Raw genomic sequence first — 15585 nt, 5'->3', positions numbered from 1 at the left:
TGTTATTTGTATAAAAGTATTAGCCCCAAGCAAGACAATGCTTGCTTGGGGCTAACCTTTTTATTCTTGTTTCTTCCGTTCGGCCTCTTTTATTATGCCATGTCGGTAGGCATAGAGCAGTTCTTCCAAGTCGGCCACCTGCTTGTTCAGTTCAACACCCTTGTCGGTATCGGCCACCAACATTCTATGCGACGACATTTCTATAATCTGCGTGGTACTCTTAATGTCTCTTCCTGTGCGAATGGCATCCATTGCACTGGCGAATGGCTCGTGCTGAACCAATTGGAAACCACGGCTATGATATACCAAAGTGTAGCCTGCAATGCCCGTTTCCTTGTGATAAGCCTCAGAGAAACCACCATCAATGACCATTAGCTTGCCGTTGGCCTTTATTGGATTCTCGCCATTGGCCACGTGTACGGGTACATGCCCGTTGATGATGTGCCTGTTTTCGCCCTTAACATCGAAGGCATCAAGAATGCTGTCAACCACCGCCTCGTTGTCTCGCAGGGTAAAGTAGTTGCCTTTTTTCTCCTTATGCGTTTCTTTTTCGGCGATGAAATAACGTTCGAAGGTGGCCATTTTCGATTTGTCGAAGAGGGGCGAGTCGGGTCCGCACCACAGATAAAGAAAGTAATCAATGGCATATTCGCGTTCTTCGGGCTCGGCATCCTTTTGGTAGGCAGTGCGAACAAGCATGCCTATTTTGTGCAATAGCTTTCGCCCCGAAAGGGTTTGCCCAGGAAACACCTCCACTTCTTTAAGTGTAGCATCATCGTTTAGCGGCACCGAGGCATGGAAAAGCAAGTTGTTGTTGTAGATGGCGTACATGCAACCATGCTGCAAAAGCAGGCGTACGTGGCGTTGCAACTTCTCGCTCACCTTGAAAGAGTGGCGCAAACGCTTGGCCAACATCTTCTCTTCGGGCGTAAGTTCCAACGGATTGTTGGGGTCTATCGTTGGGAACTCGTTGCTGGTAAGTTGGTACTCCTTTCCATCGAGCGTGATAACACCTTTTGTATAGTCGATGTGGCGCAACACGGCTCGGTTGGTCATCTGCCAATGGGGATGCTTTTCAAAGAGTTGTGCCTCTACCTTGAACTGTATCACGGCAATGGCCTTGTGCATAAGTGCCGTAAGCCGCATTGTTTTTTCATCGAGTTTCATCGACTCGCCACTGCTCTTCGGAACGAACTCCTTGCATGCGGTGTCGCCATAAGTTTCCATTGCAAAAGTGGCAAGCGGCACAAGGTTGATGCCGTAGCCTTCTTCGAGCGTGGTGAGGTTGGCATAGCGTAACGACAGACGTATCACATTGCAGATACATGCCACGTTGCCGGCAGCCGCTCCCATCCAAAGCATATCGTGATTGCCCCATTGTATGTCCCAACTGTGGTAGCGTTCCATCGTGTCCATGATGACATGCGCCCCTGGTCCGCGGTCGTATATGTCGCCAAGTATGTGCAACTGGTCGATGGCCAAACGCTGAATAACGTTGCAAATGGCCACGACAAAATCGTCGGCACGCCCTGTGCTGATTATCGTTTCGATAATACCGTTTACATAAGCGGCCTTGTTCGAGTCGTCAACACGTTCGTGCAGCAACTCTTGTATAATATATTTGAAGTCGGTTGGCAACGACTTGCGTACCTTCGAACGCGTGTATTTGCTCGACACGTCTCTGCATACGCTCACAAGTTGGTGAATGGTGATGTGATACCAGTCGTTAATGTCGGTTTCGCTCTCCTTAACTAGCTCCAGTTTCTGTTCAGGATAGTATATCAGCGTGCACAGTTCGCGTTTCTCGGCCTCGCGCAACGTGGTTCCAAAAATCTCGTTCACCTTGCGTTTGATGTTTCCCGATGCATTTTTCAGCACATGCTGAAAGGCCTCGTACTCGCCATGCAGGTCGGCCAAGAAGTGTTCTGTGCCCTTGGGCAGGTTAAGTATGGCCTGCAAGTTGATAATTTCAGTGCTAGCCTCGGCCACAGTTGGGAACGATTGCGCCAAGAGTGTAAGGTAGCGCAAGTCGCGTTCTATCTCGTATTTCTTCTTTATCATCTAATAGTAAACCTTAGTTATCTTGTTCGTTAAGCTTTTTGTTTGTTTGTCGTTGAGCGGAAGAATGGGCATGAACCCTTCGGGCAGTTTGAACAAATGGTGCATAACGCTCTCTACCCGCCTGAAAAAGGGCAACAGCTTAACCTTGTTTAGTGCTTGCACAAGTGCCTGTTCGTCGTAATCGGTGAGCCTTAAATTGGCGTAAAGCGTTGCCAACAATTGCAGGTGTGCCGTGTCTTTGGGCAGGGCATCGTACAAAGTACGCACAATTTCGACGATACCATCGACAGTGGAATTGTCGTCAGGGTTGTCCGTCTCTTCTTGTTGTTCGTCCTCGGCCTCTTGTTCTTCTCCCTCAGCAAGGTTGTCGTCTTCGGGAATGGGGTCGAAACAGAAGGTTTCGAACTTAGAAAGGTCGGTCGAAGGCGTTTCGGTTTGCAGCCTTTCCAGTCCTTTTCTCACCAAGTCGAGCACGCGTTCTTGTGCGGCATACATCAATACGTACCGCCATTGGGGCGTTGTAAGCGCATCGATGGTTTCGAGGCGCAAGTCCATTGCGGCGAACATTTCGGCATCTATGCCGGCAAGCACCAACGCACCCACTAGTTCGAGGTCGGCCGCGGTGAGCATCGTGGCAGGCCAGGTGTTGAGCGTTTTATGATAAAGGCGCACAAATTGGGCAGCCATGTCCGCAGTGTCAATGGCTCCACTGATACGTGGATTGTCTATACGCACGATGTTTGCGGTGGCGTTTAGGCTTTTTAGTGTGTCGCTTTCGAACTGTCCGCAAGCGTGAACCACCTCTACCCTACTCAACATCCGTTGCACAGGAATGTTGAGCAGCATGCGTTTTACTTTCAGAAGGTTGCGTATTCGCCAGGGGTTTAGTTCGCCAAAGGGCGACAACACCACGGGCGTATGCGTGCGTAATGCCATGTTGTATAGGCGTAGCGCCTTGGCATCCCAGCAACCAAAGATATGAAATAGGGAGAAATCGTGTCGCCACAGGGGTGCATCGTATGTTATTTCGATGTCGGGGTTGGTATCTAAAAGGGCAAAAAGCGTTGTCAGATATTGTCTGTCAACATCTGATACACCTTTTGATATGTACACCAACACGTTCATCTAATTTAGAGTTTATGGCTTGTAAATTCGTATTTGTCGGCCTTCATGTATTTGAGATACGACCGCATCTTGCGCCAAGGCACCATCAATTCGAACCCTATTACGCGCCACGCGGGTATGCAAGCCTTGAATATCTTAATGGCTCTGTGGGCAAAAAGTATGCGCAACACGATGGTGAGCAACAGATTGGCCGATGCCAATGACACGATGAACCACCTTTCCTCTATCAATCCGTAGGCCAAACAAATGGCGGCAACGATGTAGTTGAGGTAAAGCATGATGTTGTCTAGGTTGAACAAGAACCTAATGACCCCTCCCCTTTGCAGGCTTTTGCGCGTTTCCCAAAAGAAAAGTTGCAGCGTGCGCCACTCTTTTAGCGTGGGCGCCTTGGTCTGCGTATGCGCATCGGGATGCAATGCCACCGCAGCAGAGCCTTCGTCGCCAAACTTATTCACCAAGAAATCGTACTCGCCGCGCAACAGATTGAGGTTTCCCGAAAAGCCGTCGCGTTTCATGAAGTCGTCTTTCCTTATGGCCACCACTCCGCCTGCATGGCAATAAGGCTTGCCTTTGATGGTTCGGGTGAGTATGTAAAAACTTGACCTAAACTGCTGCATGCGCCAAGAGGTCTTGGCATCGGTGTCGAGTGCGGTGTACCCAACAACTAGGCGCTTGTCGTCTGTGAGACTTTGGGTAAACGCGGCAAGCCATTTGCAAGACGTTGGCACACATGTGGGTTCCATGATAACGACCCAATCGGTTTCGGCTGCCTTTACGCCAATGGTTAACGTTAGTTTCTTGCGGCTCATGTAGCGCGAAGAATTGGGCACGAAGGTGCAATATAAGTGTTTGTCTCCTTTGTGTTCGGCCGACAACCGCTCTACTAGCGCATTGCCTTTGTCGGCAACCAATATCACGCGGAAAGGCGCGGCGTATTCTTGTTGCAGCACCGTTTCTACCATTGTAGCCAGTTCGGGAGCGTCTTCCAATATGGGTATGATAATTGATACGGGTGTGGCGGAGGCGTCGGTAACGTCCACTTCGATTTCAGCATTCGCCAAAGCCAACTTCTTCAAGCGTCTGCCCCGCAAGAAAGGATTGCAGAACAGGGAGATGAAAAACAGCATAATTAACGATACACAGCAGACTATCGTTATTGCATCAATATATAAGGTTAAAACCATAAGGCTTGTTTTAAATGTTTAAATCGCTACTAAAATAACTCTTAGGCAACTGACGGCAATTGTACTGCGATGCCATCGCCTCGCCATAAGCACCTGCCGAACATATCGCAACCAAGTGCCCACGATGACTTGCAGGCAAAACAACATCGCTGCCAAATACGTCGCTCGACTCGCAAACGGGGCCAACCACATCATACACTTCGCTTGGAGCTGATGGTTTGGACAGGTTTAAGATTTGATGCCGAGCATGGTAAAGGGCTGGACGGAGCAAATCGTTCATTCCTGCATCGAGGATGAGGAAACGTTTGTTTTGTCCTTGCTTGACATAGAGCACTCGCGAAACCAGCCAACCACATTGCCCAACCAACGCCCTACCTAACTCGAAATGTACCTTTTGTTTCTCATTAAGTTGCAAATGCCGAGCATAGGTGTCGAAATAGTCCTTAAAGTCGGGTATGGCATGCGTGTCGGGATTGTCGTAGTCTATTCCTAACCCACCGCCCACGTTTATATGTTCGGGTTCGATGCCATGCTGTTTCAAAAGGTTCAACAAGCTGTTCACACTCGTACAGACTTCACGAAAGTCGTTCATGTCTACAATCTGCGACCCAATGTGGAAGTGCAGACCGATAAAACGAATGCGTTTCAATACTTGTAACCTCTCGATGGTTGGCCGAACATGGCCTATGGGGATGCCAAACTTGTTCTCGGCCAAACCCGTTGTTATCTTCGCATGCGTGTGGGCAGCCACATTGGGGTTGACACGCAGGCACACATCAGCCGTTCGGTTCAGTTCGCTGCAAAGTTGCTCAATAACTTCTAGTTCTTCTATGCTTTCCACATTAAAGCAGAAAATGCCGTTTTCCAAGGCCAGCTTTATTTCCCAGTCGTTCTTACCCACACCTGCAAATACAATGCTGTCGCCCTTAAAGCCAGCACGCAATGCCGCCTCTATTTCGCCACCGCTTACACAATCCACTCCCAGACCAGCCGCTTTCATCGTCTGCAAAATGCGTTTGTTGGCGTTGGCCTTCACTGCATAATGCACGATAAAGTTTGGATGTTGAGCCAATTGCTCGTTCAGCGCATCGAGCGTGGCGCGCAACATGCCTTCATCGTAATAGTAAAAAGGTGTAGACAGGTGCTTAAATGCGTGTGTAGGTAAACTAATCATCGTTAATTAAATTACAACCAAGAGTGTTATGCAATAGTGTGCGGGGTGCAACCAGATGCAACGCGCGGTGCCTAAATAATAGTCAGCGGCCTGCCTTACAAGGCCTCGTGCTGGCACCGAAGCTCACATTGTTAGGAATTGAAAAGCTTGTGGCTAAGGCTTTGCAGCGCCCTTTGCTTGTCTTCTTCTTTGATTAGGAAGGAGATGTTGTAGTTGGAACCACCATACGAAATCATCCTTACAGGGATGTTTTTCATCGCATCGGTCACCAATGTTTCAAATCCAACGTTGTTCCAATCAAGGTCGCCTACCACACAAACGATGCACATACCTGTATCTACGGTAACTGTGCCATACTTTTTAAGTTCGTCGACGATTTCTTCAAGATGCGAGTCGTTGTCGATACTCATCGAAACGCCCACCTCGGAAGTTACAATCATGTCGATGGGCGTTTGGTAACTCTCGAATATCTCGAACACCTTGCGCAAGAAACCCGTGGCAAGCAACATGCGACTAGACTTTATCTTGATGGCCGTTATCTTGTCTTTGGCGGCGATGGCCTTTATCTTGTTGTGCAAAACCTCGTTGTTGATGATGGTTCCCTCGGCATCTGGGTCCAGGGTATTCTTCAATCGCACGGGGATGCCAGCATACTTGGCCGGCTGCACGCATGTGGGGTGCAATATCTTCGCGCCAAAGTAGGCCAACTCGGCAGCCTCTTCAAAGTTCAGTTGCCTAACGGCCTCGGTCTTATCTACCACACGTGGGTCGTTGTTGTGCATGCCGTCGATGTCTGTCCAAATCTGAATTTCATCGGCAGGCAATACTGCGCCCACTAGTGAGGCCGTGTAATCAGAACCTCCACGCAAGAGGTTGTCTGTTTCGCCATACGCGTTCTTGCAAATAAATCCCTGCGTGATGTATATCTGATAGCCCTGGTTCTCTTCCATCAGTCGAGCTAGGTTTTCTCTGATGAAAGCCATATCGGGTTCGTTGTTCTTGTCTGTTCGCATGAAATCTAAGGCATCAAGCAACACGGCCTTAACACCAATTTCCTGCAAATAGCTAACCATCATGTTGGTGCTTATCACTTCGCCTTGCGCCACAATGGTCTTTTCTTCAAAGCTAGTGAAGAGATCTTTGGTGAACGAACGAAGGTAATTGAACTCATCTACTAGGAAAGCGCGCAACTTTTCCCGGTGTTGAGGGTCTGCAAGCAGTTCGTCAACATGCTTTACATATTGCTTTTCCAGGTTGTTTATCACCTCGTTGGCCCCTTCGGGGTTTTTCTTATAAAGGTAATCGGCCACTTCCACAAGTGAATTTGTAGTGCCCGACATGGCCGAGAGCACCACAAACGTGGGTTCACCCGATGCCGTTATGAGCGACGCCACGTTCTTCATACGGTTGGGGGAGCCAACGGAAGTGCCTCCAAATTTCATCACTTTCATACCCAATGTAAGCTAAAAGTAAGTGTAACTATGTTTAAATGTCGTCTTCTTCGGTGAGGTCTATCTTACTGTACTCGTCGGTAACCTCTTTTATTTTTCCGTCTCCGCAACGGTACACAATGCCAGGATACTTGCTCAGCATCGACAAATTGTGGGTAGACATCACCACGGCCGTACCGCTTTGTGTGATGTCGCGCAACAAGGCAACGATGTTCGTGGCCGTGTCGAGGTCGAGGTTGCCCGTTGGTTCGTCGGCAATAATCACTTTCGGATTATTCAAGATGGCACGCGCAATGGCGATACGCTGCTGCTCTCCACCCGAAAGTTCGTAGGGCATGTTGTGTTTCTTATCGCTCATTCCCACGTCGGCCAGAACCTTCTCGATACGTTCGGCACGCTCAGCCTTGTCTTTCCATCCCGTATATTTAAGCACGAACTGCAAGTTTTCCCATACACTTCGGTCGTGAAGTAGTTGAAAGTCTTGGAATATCACGCCCAACTCTTTCCTTAGTGCGGGAACTTCTCGCCTACGCAAAGTCTTCAAGTTGCGCCCCAACACCTCTGCCGTGTCGGCGTCTTCTTCGTCAATGTCCAGTTCGCAGTAGATGGTTTTGAGGAAAGAACTCTTGCCAGTCCCCACCTTACCTATAATGTAGATGAACTCGCCTTCGTCTACATGAAAATCAACGCCGCGTAACACTTCGCGGTCGTCTTGGTAAACATTTACGTTTTTATATTCTATAAGCATTGGCCATCTCGTTTTGTTATGAAATACAATAGCCCGCGCCAATTAATTGCTTGCACGGTACAAGTTGTGCAAAGTTAGTGATTTTATTGCGATAAGTTCAACAAAATCGAAATAAAATGGGGGTTATTATCGCGTGTTCTGCAATTTGTTTGCATCTACGCACGTGCGCTTTACTTTTCTTCACATTATTTGTTTAGAAGAGAACTAGCCTGAAACATAAAATAACGAGCACAAAAAAAGAGGACAGAATCAGTCCTCTTCGTCTAGTGTTCGCAAGATAATGCTTGTTGCGCCGATGGTGAACAGCGAACCGTTTTCGAGCAAACGCCGCTCTCGGTCGCCCAATATCTCATTGTCAACGAATGTCCCCGTGTAGCTTGGGCCATCGCTTAACACATATTTCAAACGCCCACGTTTATCTCTGCTCACCTCAATAGCGCAGTGATTCATGTCGATGCTTGGGTCGTTTGTTTCTATGGGGCAGTTTATTCCGCTATTCTTCATGTATCGTCCAATAACGTTTCTACCCATACGGAGGGGCAAAACCTGCTTATAATGAAACACATTCTCGATAACGGTTAGCGTGCCGCAGTGGTCTTTGCAGTCTAGTTCGTCGGCGTTTGTTTCCTTTTGACGGTTATGTAACTTTGAAACGCCAATGCGTATGCCGAACTCCTTACCACAATCTGGGCATTGAAAAAAGAGCGATTGCCCTTCTTGATAACGTGTTTCGTCGAAAGTTATGTAATTGTCGCACTTCGGACATCTTACTCTCTTCATGCTTTGTTAGTGTGTTTAATTCTACATGTAAGACGATTCTGCTCAACGAACGTCGCTGCGCATCACCCAACAATCCTTAAATTCAGCCTTGCCATGCAATTTTCCAAAAGCCAAATAAGCTTCGTTCTTTGTTTCGTAACGGCCATAAGTAACTTTCACGTCCTTATCATCAACCAACACTTCGGTCTTATCGTAGCCCTTATCCTTCAACATTTGGGCATAACGGTTGGCGTTGCGTTTTGTTATTTTGCTAGCCAGAACCAAACAATAAAATGTCTGGTTGGCGTGTTTGGCCTCGGTTGGCTTGGCCTGTTCGCACTTTGGTGCCGTTTGTTTAGCAACAGAAGTCGCAGGCGCCTTTATCTCGGCTATACTCTCTGTGCCCTTTATCATCTCTTTGGGCATCACAGATGTTAGCAGACCTGTATCTACTACGCTATGCGACATGGTGTTCACTTCGCCCTCGGTGACGGTAGAGGGGAAAAGCAAGAATGCAACAACCGCCACACACACGGCAACTGCGTTTCGAACCCAAGCAACGGGGATGATAAGGTCGTTATTGTTGGTTTCGTCGTCGTTATCCTCTTCCGCATCGCTGTTGGAAAGCGACTTAGCCGCTTCGTCCATTTCTAGTAGAATGGGCTTAGACTCACGTTGTTGAACTCTTGCCGCTTCGATTTCTTGCACATTGCCGACTGATTCAACAGCAGGAACTTCGCTGAAAGCATCCTGAACAGAAAGGCGCACAATATCAATGGAACCCAACCCATAAAGTGATGGCGTGAGGATGCCCGACTCGCAAGGTTCAAAAGTGTACGTGCCATTATCTGCATAATAAAGCACTCCAAGGTCGTTCAATTCGTAATACCCCTCGTTGTGCAGGTGCTGGCGCATCTCTTCAACCTCGCTCGCAATACGTGTTAAGGCCTCAGGATAGCTCAAATCGTAGGCCTCAACATACGATTGAGCAAGCAAAGAATCGTTCAAACGGAGTTGGCGATTGAACCCAAGCGTCCTCGTCGGCGGCAGAAATGTATGGTCGCCGTCGTCGTACCTAGCCTCAACATGGTGCGCCATAAATCCCCCAAAGTCGGGAATGATGACGCAGTCGTTATCCAGCAGTAAGATTTCGATATGTCTATGTAGTTCAATCACGAATGCAAAGTTACGATTTTTCCCCCATAGTTCAAACGCATAAAGTTATATTTTGGATAATATTTTACTGAAATATAATGATAATTTAACTCTATTACATCCAAAAATCTGTAAACGAATTTCGCCAAGCTTTACGCTAACTGCTCACAACCAAGCACCTACCACGATTTGCAACCAACACTACATCCATAACATTAAGCAACACGCCCTATTCCTTTTACTCAATATTTATGCGCTTCACACGAAGAGCAGCGTGCCGTTTATCAGTAAAACATGCTATTAGAAAAGACTTTTATAACAATCCGCATCTACTCCGCAACAGGTTTACCACATAGATATTCACCCCTTTATTAAACGTTTATCTTCTGTGTTCTACCCTCCATTCAAGCAATAACCCTTCTTACCTAGCACTTCTATAATTGATACAAAAGTACTAAACAGTACTAAACGCACGTAAACATTTATTACCATATTATATGGTGTACGGTGACAAGAAATAACAAATCGCACTAAGACTTGCTACTGATGTAACAAACAGGGCTACAACCACGGCGCCAACAAGTGGGCAAACCAGCCAACGAACTTCTGCCAAGGGGTTCTAAACTTGTTCCACGATTCGGGCGTCAGCTTAAAGCAGTCGGCTTTGTCCTTATCAAACAGGTCAGACAGCTGTTGCGTTGTCTCCTTATCCACAATAACGGCATTCTCTTCGTAATCAAAACGCAGGCTACGCGCATTAAGGTTGGCACTGCCCACAGTACAAAACTTACCATCCACCATAATCACCTTGGTATGATGAAAGCCCGGCTCGTACATCCAAACCGTTACGCCGCGTTTCATTAGCTTATGAACATTGTAGAAAACGCAATCGGGCGTTAAAGGAATATCACTGTGGGTAGATACCATTATCTCTACTTTCACGCCACGCTTAACCGCGTTGCGTAAAGCTTTCTTCAACGCCCTATTCAACGTAAGGTATGGATTGATGAGCTTAATGCTATCCTGGCTATCATTGATAGCCTTGGTATAAAAACTCCGAATAATCTTATTTGAAATGCGTGGTTCGCGGTTTAATATGCCCACCATCTTCTTTCCAGCCGACTGACAAGTGTCGGGCTTTAAGTTGTCAAAGTAACCAAGGTCATCGTTTCCGCGGTAATATTCTGCCCCATGCACGTTCTGTTTGGCCACCTTATTCCACATTTTCAAGAAGATAGCCTGCAAGGTATTCACCTCCTGTCCCTCAATTCGGCAGTGCATATCGCGCCAACTCCCCACCACTTCTGTGCCCTTGATGTAATAGTCGGCAACATTCATGCCGCCAGTATAGGCCACATTGCCGTCTACGACAACAATTTTGCGGTGGTCGCGATGGAAAACATGGTTCACCCAGGGAAACTGAACAGGGTCGAACTCAAAGATTTCGATGCCCCTTTCGCGCAGGGTGCGCAGGTGTTTCTTCTTCAATGGGCGGTTGTTCGAGTCGTTTCCAAATCCGTCGAACAAGGCGCGTACCCGCACACCTTCGTTCGCCTTCTCTACAAGCAACTCGAAAAGGCGGTCGGCAATGGAGTCGTTTCTAAAATTAAAGTATTCTAAATGCACGCTATGTCGCGCCCTTGATATGGCCGAAAACATGTCGTCGAACTTCTCCTGCCCCGTGGTGAGCAGCACCACCGAGTTGTTATGGGAGAACTTAACCCCCTCGTCGCGCATCTGTTGCACGATAAGCGAGTCGCTGCCTTGCGACAAGGCAGCCAACGATATAAGGAGCGATAAAAGGAGCGAGCGTATTCTCGATGGTTCAATCATAATTCGTTAAGTGTTGCAGAGACCTTACAGCATGCATCGGTAATGGTCTACAATGCCAACAAGCCTTTCATTTTCGTCTGCCACGAGTACCGTGTGTATTTTGTATTTCTGCATTATCTGTTGTATATCGGCAATCTTTGTCGTAGGCAACACAATCTTAGGATTGGTGGTCATGATGTCGTTAACCGTCTTGTTAAAGAACTCGGCCTGCCATTTTTCCATCGCCCTACGAATGTCGCCATCGGTAATCAATCCAACAATCTTGCCGTCTTCTACCGACACTCCAAGCCCCAGCTTACCTTTACTCACCTGTATGATGGCATCGCCAAGGTGCATTTGGCGTGGTATAACGGGCAAATCGTCTACCCGCATCACGTCGGCCGCTGTGGTAAGCAATCGTTTTCCCAACTCGCCACCAGGATGAAACCTCGCGAAATCTGTGGGTTTGAAGTTGCGCACCTGCATCAATGCCACCGCCAAGGCATCGCCCATAGCCAATGCAGCCGTGGTACTGCTTGTAGGAGCAAGGTTCAGGGGGCACGCCTCCTTGTCTACCTTCACCGTAATATGGGCCACGCTGTATTTGGCCAGCAACGAATGGGGGTTGCGACTCATGCCAATGAGCGGCACATCACGATGCAATATGGCAGGAATAAAGCGCAGCAACTCGTCTGTTTGCCCCGAATTGCTCAATGCCAGCACCACATCATCGGCCGTCATCACGCCTAAGTCGCCGTGATATACGTCCAACGGATTAATAAAAAAGGCAGGGGTGCCCGTACTAGAAAGCGTTGCGGCAATCTTTGCGCCGATGTTTCCACTTTTTCCAACGCCCGTTACAATCACCTTACCCTTGCAATTGAACATCATTTCCACGGCTTTGTCGAAATGATGGTCTAGTTGCGGAATAAGGTCGAGCAGTGCTTGCGCCTCATCTTTCAGGCATTGCGTGGCGTATGCCCTCACATTGTTAAGCCTGTTGTCTGTCGAATCTGTTGCCAATGTAGACATAAGTGTTTCTTCTCCGTATATGTTCTCGATGAACGTATTTGTTATAATAGGTTCGCAATCAAGTTTTCAAGCTTGTCTAGTTCAAGCATGTTGGGGCCGTCGCTCAAACCTTTGTCGGGATTGGGGTGCACCTCAAAGAAATAGCCCGTTGCGCCAAAAGCTTTTGCGGCAAGGGCCATTGATGGCACAAATCGGCGGTCGCCACCTGTTTTTCCACCCATTGCGCCAGGACGTTGCACGCTGTGCGTACAGTCCATGATAACCGTTGGAACGATTTCTTTCATGTCGGGAATGTTTCTAAAGTCTACCACAAGGTTGTTGTAACCAAAGGTATTGCCGCGTTCGGTGAGCCAAACCTCGGCTGCACCGGCCTCTTTCGCCTTTTCCACAGGGTATTTCATGTCGGGCCCACTCAAAAACTGGGCCTTCTTTATGTTCACAACCTTGCCCGTTTTGGCAGCGGCCACCAGCAAATCTGTTTGTCTGCACAAAAAAGCAGGTATTTGCAACACGTCTACCACCTGCCCCACAGCCTCGGCTTGGCAGCTTTCGTGAATGTCGGTAAGCAACTTCAATCCATATTTGGATTTCACATTAGCCAACATTTCGAGTCCCCGCTCTAGTCCAGGGCCGCGAAAAGAGCTGATTGACGTTCGGTTAGCCTTGTCGAAAGAGGCTTTAAAGATAATGTCAACCTCTAACTTTTGGTTTATCTCCACCAGCTTTTCTGCAACCGTGTACAACAGTTCTTGGCTTTCTATTACGCAAGGCCCAGCGATAAATGTCGTTTTCATACTTCGTCCAATCAATGGCTTTCGCCCGTGCATCCGCGTTCTTGTCGCGGAGAATGCGGCACGGACTTAGCTGTGAGTTATGCTTATTGTTTACGCAAAGGTACAATAAAAAATGTATTATGCAGGCCTTTATGTTCACTTTTTGTGTAAAAGACCGAACAAAGCGCACCAACAGAACCCAGACTAAACTGCTTAGCTCCTTGCCATCATTATAGCAACCCACAATACCCTTGCCAATCGTGCCCAAGAAAGCCATGCTAAAAGCACCGCACCCACAAGCACAGCCCACAGGCATAACGCCACAAGAAAGCCAGCGACATCAGTTCCATTTACGGCCTTTAACGTTAAAATATGTATAAAAGCAAAGTGTGTCTTGCGGTTTTAATGGAAAAGTATTACCTTTGCACCGCAAAACGGGTAAGTCTTGCACGGCCAGCTCCCTTCGAACCCTCCAGGACGGGAACGTAGCAAAGGTAGTTGGTTGTAGCGGCGCGATGTAAGTAGCTTACCCACCCCGCCTCTTTAGCTCAGCTGGTCAGAGCGCATGATTTGTAATCTTGAGGTCGTTGGTTCGAATCCGACAAGAGGCTCAACGAAGAAGTGTCGTTATCGACACTTCTTTTTTTATTCCCCTATCTCCTAAACCCAACAACCCCACACAAACTCCCCTAGTTATAAACACACATACTTATAAGCCCATGAAATCACAGATTCACGTACTTATAGAAGTTGTCTTGACTTTTACTCTTTCTTTAAATTAAAAGGAGCTTATTCTCTTTGTGCTGTAAAACCAAGATAAACACTCCTCATTCATGTACGAAGTACTTGACTAATATACGATAAAACCTGAAATTCTGCCCCATTTGGCTCTGGCAAAACGTGGTTATGTTTCTAAAAGCAACTAAGTGGAAGTCATTTAATGTATTCTCTACAAGTTGAAAACGGGTTGTCAATGGCAGATGTCTTCTGCGTTTGCATGGTGCTCTTTCCGTTGGCCGTGTGCAACAAGCCCTGCAACCGCTCGCGCTGGCCGTCGCAAGCGTACATTCTTTCCGTGTCGTTACTATGCGTGCATATACGGCAGAATCGCTTTTTGTCTAGTTTTAAGTTAGAATTTTAACATTCTGAGTACCCTTTCCGTCCACCAATCGTCAACCTTGTCGCAAAAAATCGATTCTCGCGAAGGTTGGTTTTGATGCAAAATAGGGTTAGCATGCGCATGCGGCAAAATGAATTTTTATTTAAAAGAAACGCCATTTGCACTCATTTTGGGGCTATTTGCTGCTAAATGTAGTGCATTTTGGTGCTAAACGCAGTGCGTTTTGCAGCTAAATGCCTTGCGTTTTGGTGCTAAATGGAGTGCGTTTTGGTGCTAAACGCAAGGCTAAATGCTGCTAAATGCAAGGCAATTAAGCATATATATCCACACAAATGGTATAAACATAACCTCTTCGAGCCATGAAACACATGGCAGAAAAGGGCAAAATACCCATCAAAAAGTGGGGTTTTAGGGGCTAAAAGTGGGTAATTGGAGTTAAAAAAATACGAGTTGGCAAGCAAACTAGAAAGGCAATATGGTGCAAAATGCAGGTTGTGTTCTTAAAATCAGACAAACAAGAAGACATGAAAGGCTAGAAATAGTGGCTTTTTACCCACTTTTCAACCTATATTTTCGCTATAACGGAGTGAAATTTGGAGTGATATTGTAAAATAAAATATAAATATTTAAGTTTTCGAGTTGATGAGTTGATGAGCTCGTGAATTGATAAGTTTTTGAGTTTGTAAACTGATGGGGTGGTAAGTTTGTGAGTTGATGTGTTGGTGAGTTTGTAAGTTGATGTGGTGATGTTTTCGGGAATTGTTGGGTTCTCGTGAGTTATTGGGCTTTCGCAAGTTGACAAAACCAGTGCGTTAAATTGTCCTGCACTCCGTATAAGAGAGGGGTATTTATCTTGTGTTGGCATCTCAAAGAAAATAAACTGCGCTCAATTTATTAAACATTAAAAGCCAAGACGGCTGCATAGTCTTAGTAAGCCCAACACAACAAACAACCAACAGGCGTTACAAACAAAAAGGCGTTAGGCCAGAAACCCGACCTAACACCTCTATATAATGCACAATATTGTGTTCGTTAATACAGCGTTTGCACCATTTGGGTGTCCAACTTAGCCCGCCAATATGCAGATTTAACCCATATCGGTCGTTAGAGCCTGCGCAGATTTTGTTTGATTGTTGAGCATATTGTCTGCCTTATTCTTGAAGACGTAGCGGGCTACGTCGAGAGAATAAG

The 15585-nt window shown here is 47.1% G+C and carries 11 protein-coding genes, 1 tRNA gene and 1 other RNA gene; 2 read left to right on the top strand and 11 right to left on the bottom strand.

Translation table 11 applies throughout. The features are described 5' to 3' along the window. Positions 1-60 precede the first annotated feature (60 nt). From HMPREF0670_RS01610 to kdsA, 11 genes are all read right to left on the bottom strand, one after another. Positions 61-2061 carry a fructose-1,6-bisphosphatase gene (locus HMPREF0670_RS01610; protein ID WP_009229414.1) on the bottom strand — a complete coding sequence of 667 codons (2001 nt, stop codon included), beginning with the start codon at positions 2059-2061 and terminating at the stop codon, positions 61-63. Continuing rightward, positions 2062-3186, bottom strand: a complete 1125-nt coding sequence (locus HMPREF0670_RS01605; RefSeq protein WP_009229413.1) for a hypothetical protein — start codon at positions 3184-3186, stop codon at positions 2062-2064. Positions 3187-3191: 5 nt separating this feature from the next. After that, positions 3192-4313 carry a glycosyltransferase gene (locus HMPREF0670_RS01600; protein WP_232213841.1) on the bottom strand — a complete coding sequence of 374 codons (1122 nt, stop codon included), beginning with the start codon at positions 4311-4313 and terminating at the stop codon, positions 3192-3194. A gap of 67 nt (positions 4314-4380) precedes the next feature. After that, positions 4381-5544 carry a diaminopimelate decarboxylase gene (gene lysA / locus HMPREF0670_RS01595; protein ID WP_009229411.1) on the bottom strand — a complete coding sequence of 388 codons (1164 nt, stop codon included), beginning with the start codon at positions 5542-5544 and terminating at the stop codon, positions 4381-4383. Positions 5545-5675: 131 nt separating this feature from the next. After that, on the bottom strand, positions 5676-6995 hold the full coding sequence (locus tag HMPREF0670_RS01590; protein ID WP_009229410.1) for an aspartate kinase: 1320 nt from the start codon (positions 6993-6995) through the stop codon (positions 5676-5678). 34 nt (positions 6996-7029) lie between these two features. Next, entirely contained in the window at positions 7030-7743 is a 714-nt protein-coding gene (locus tag HMPREF0670_RS01585; RefSeq protein ID WP_009229409.1) for a cell division ATP-binding protein FtsE, read from the bottom strand. A gap of 249 nt (positions 7744-7992) precedes the next feature. After that, complete coding sequence (locus HMPREF0670_RS01580) at positions 7993-8523, bottom strand: FHA domain-containing protein (RefSeq protein WP_009229408.1); 531 nt, start codon at positions 8521-8523, stop codon at positions 7993-7995. 42 nt (positions 8524-8565) lie between these two features. Then, on the bottom strand, positions 8566-9678 hold the full coding sequence (locus HMPREF0670_RS01575; protein WP_044077593.1) for an SPOR domain-containing protein: 1113 nt from the start codon (positions 9676-9678) through the stop codon (positions 8566-8568). A gap of 540 nt (positions 9679-10218) precedes the next feature. Then, a complete protein-coding gene (locus HMPREF0670_RS01570; protein ID WP_009229406.1) occupies positions 10219-11490 on the bottom strand; it encodes a phospholipase D-like domain-containing protein in 1272 nt (423 codons plus the stop codon). 24 nt (positions 11491-11514) lie between these two features. Beyond that, positions 11515-12501, bottom strand: a complete 987-nt coding sequence (locus HMPREF0670_RS01565) for an SIS domain-containing protein (RefSeq protein ID WP_009229405.1) — start codon at positions 12499-12501, stop codon at positions 11515-11517. Positions 12502-12542: 41 nt separating this feature from the next. Then, on the bottom strand, positions 12543-13328 hold the full coding sequence (gene kdsA / locus HMPREF0670_RS01560) for a 3-deoxy-8-phosphooctulonate synthase (protein ID WP_009229404.1): 786 nt from the start codon (positions 13326-13328) through the stop codon (positions 12543-12545). 382 nt (positions 13329-13710) lie between these two features. On the opposite strand from kdsA, the gene ffs reads away from it, so the two are divergent. Together ffs and HMPREF0670_RS01555 are read left to right on the top strand one after the other, a co-directional pair. Beyond that, positions 13711-13809: signal recognition particle sRNA small type (ffs, locus tag HMPREF0670_RS15475), an RNA gene on the top strand. Between the two features lie 2 nt (positions 13810-13811). Beyond that, positions 13812-13885, top strand: a tRNA-Thr gene (locus HMPREF0670_RS01555). The last annotated feature ends 1700 nt before the right edge of the window (positions 13886-15585 follow it).

Origin of the sequence: Prevotella sp. oral taxon 317 str. F0108 (assembly GCF_000162415.1) — a bacterium.
Lineage (GTDB): Bacteria > Bacteroidota > Bacteroidia > Bacteroidales > Bacteroidaceae > Prevotella > Prevotella conceptionensis.
Note: the sequence above shows the minus strand (reverse complement) of the source record. Positions and strands in the feature narration are given on the sequence as shown.

Bases quoted from the DNA above. Each gene is read 5' to 3' on its own strand.
- HMPREF0670_RS01600 (WP_232213841.1), bottom strand. From the start codon at position 4,313: ATGCTGTTTTTCATCTCCCTGTTCTGCAATCCTTTCTTGCGGGGCAGA.
- HMPREF0670_RS01605 (WP_009229413.1), bottom strand. From the start codon at position 3,186: ATGAACGTGTTGGTGTACATATCAAAAGGTGTATCAGATGTTGACAGA.
- lysA (WP_009229411.1), bottom strand. From the start codon at position 5,544: ATGATTAGTTTACCTACACACGCATTTAAGCACCTGTCTACACCTTTT.
- kdsA (WP_009229404.1), bottom strand. From the start codon at position 13,328: ATGCACGGGCGAAAGCCATTGATTGGACGAAGTATGAAAACGACATTT.
- HMPREF0670_RS01580 (WP_009229408.1), bottom strand. From the start codon at position 8,523: ATGAAGAGAGTAAGATGTCCGAAGTGCGACAATTACATAACTTTCGAC.
- HMPREF0670_RS01585 (WP_009229409.1), bottom strand. From the start codon at position 7,743: ATGCTTATAGAATATAAAAACGTAAATGTTTACCAAGACGACCGCGAA.
- HMPREF0670_RS01590 (WP_009229410.1), bottom strand. From the start codon at position 6,995: ATGAAAGTGATGAAATTTGGAGGCACTTCCGTTGGCTCCCCCAACCGT.
- HMPREF0670_RS01570 (WP_009229406.1), bottom strand. From the start codon at position 11,490: ATGATTGAACCATCGAGAATACGCTCGCTCCTTTTATCGCTCCTTATA.
- HMPREF0670_RS01610 (WP_009229414.1), bottom strand. From the start codon at position 2,061: ATGATAAAGAAGAAATACGAGATAGAACGCGACTTGCGCTACCTTACA.
- HMPREF0670_RS01565 (WP_009229405.1), bottom strand. From the start codon at position 12,501: ATGTCTACATTGGCAACAGATTCGACAGACAACAGGCTTAACAATGTG.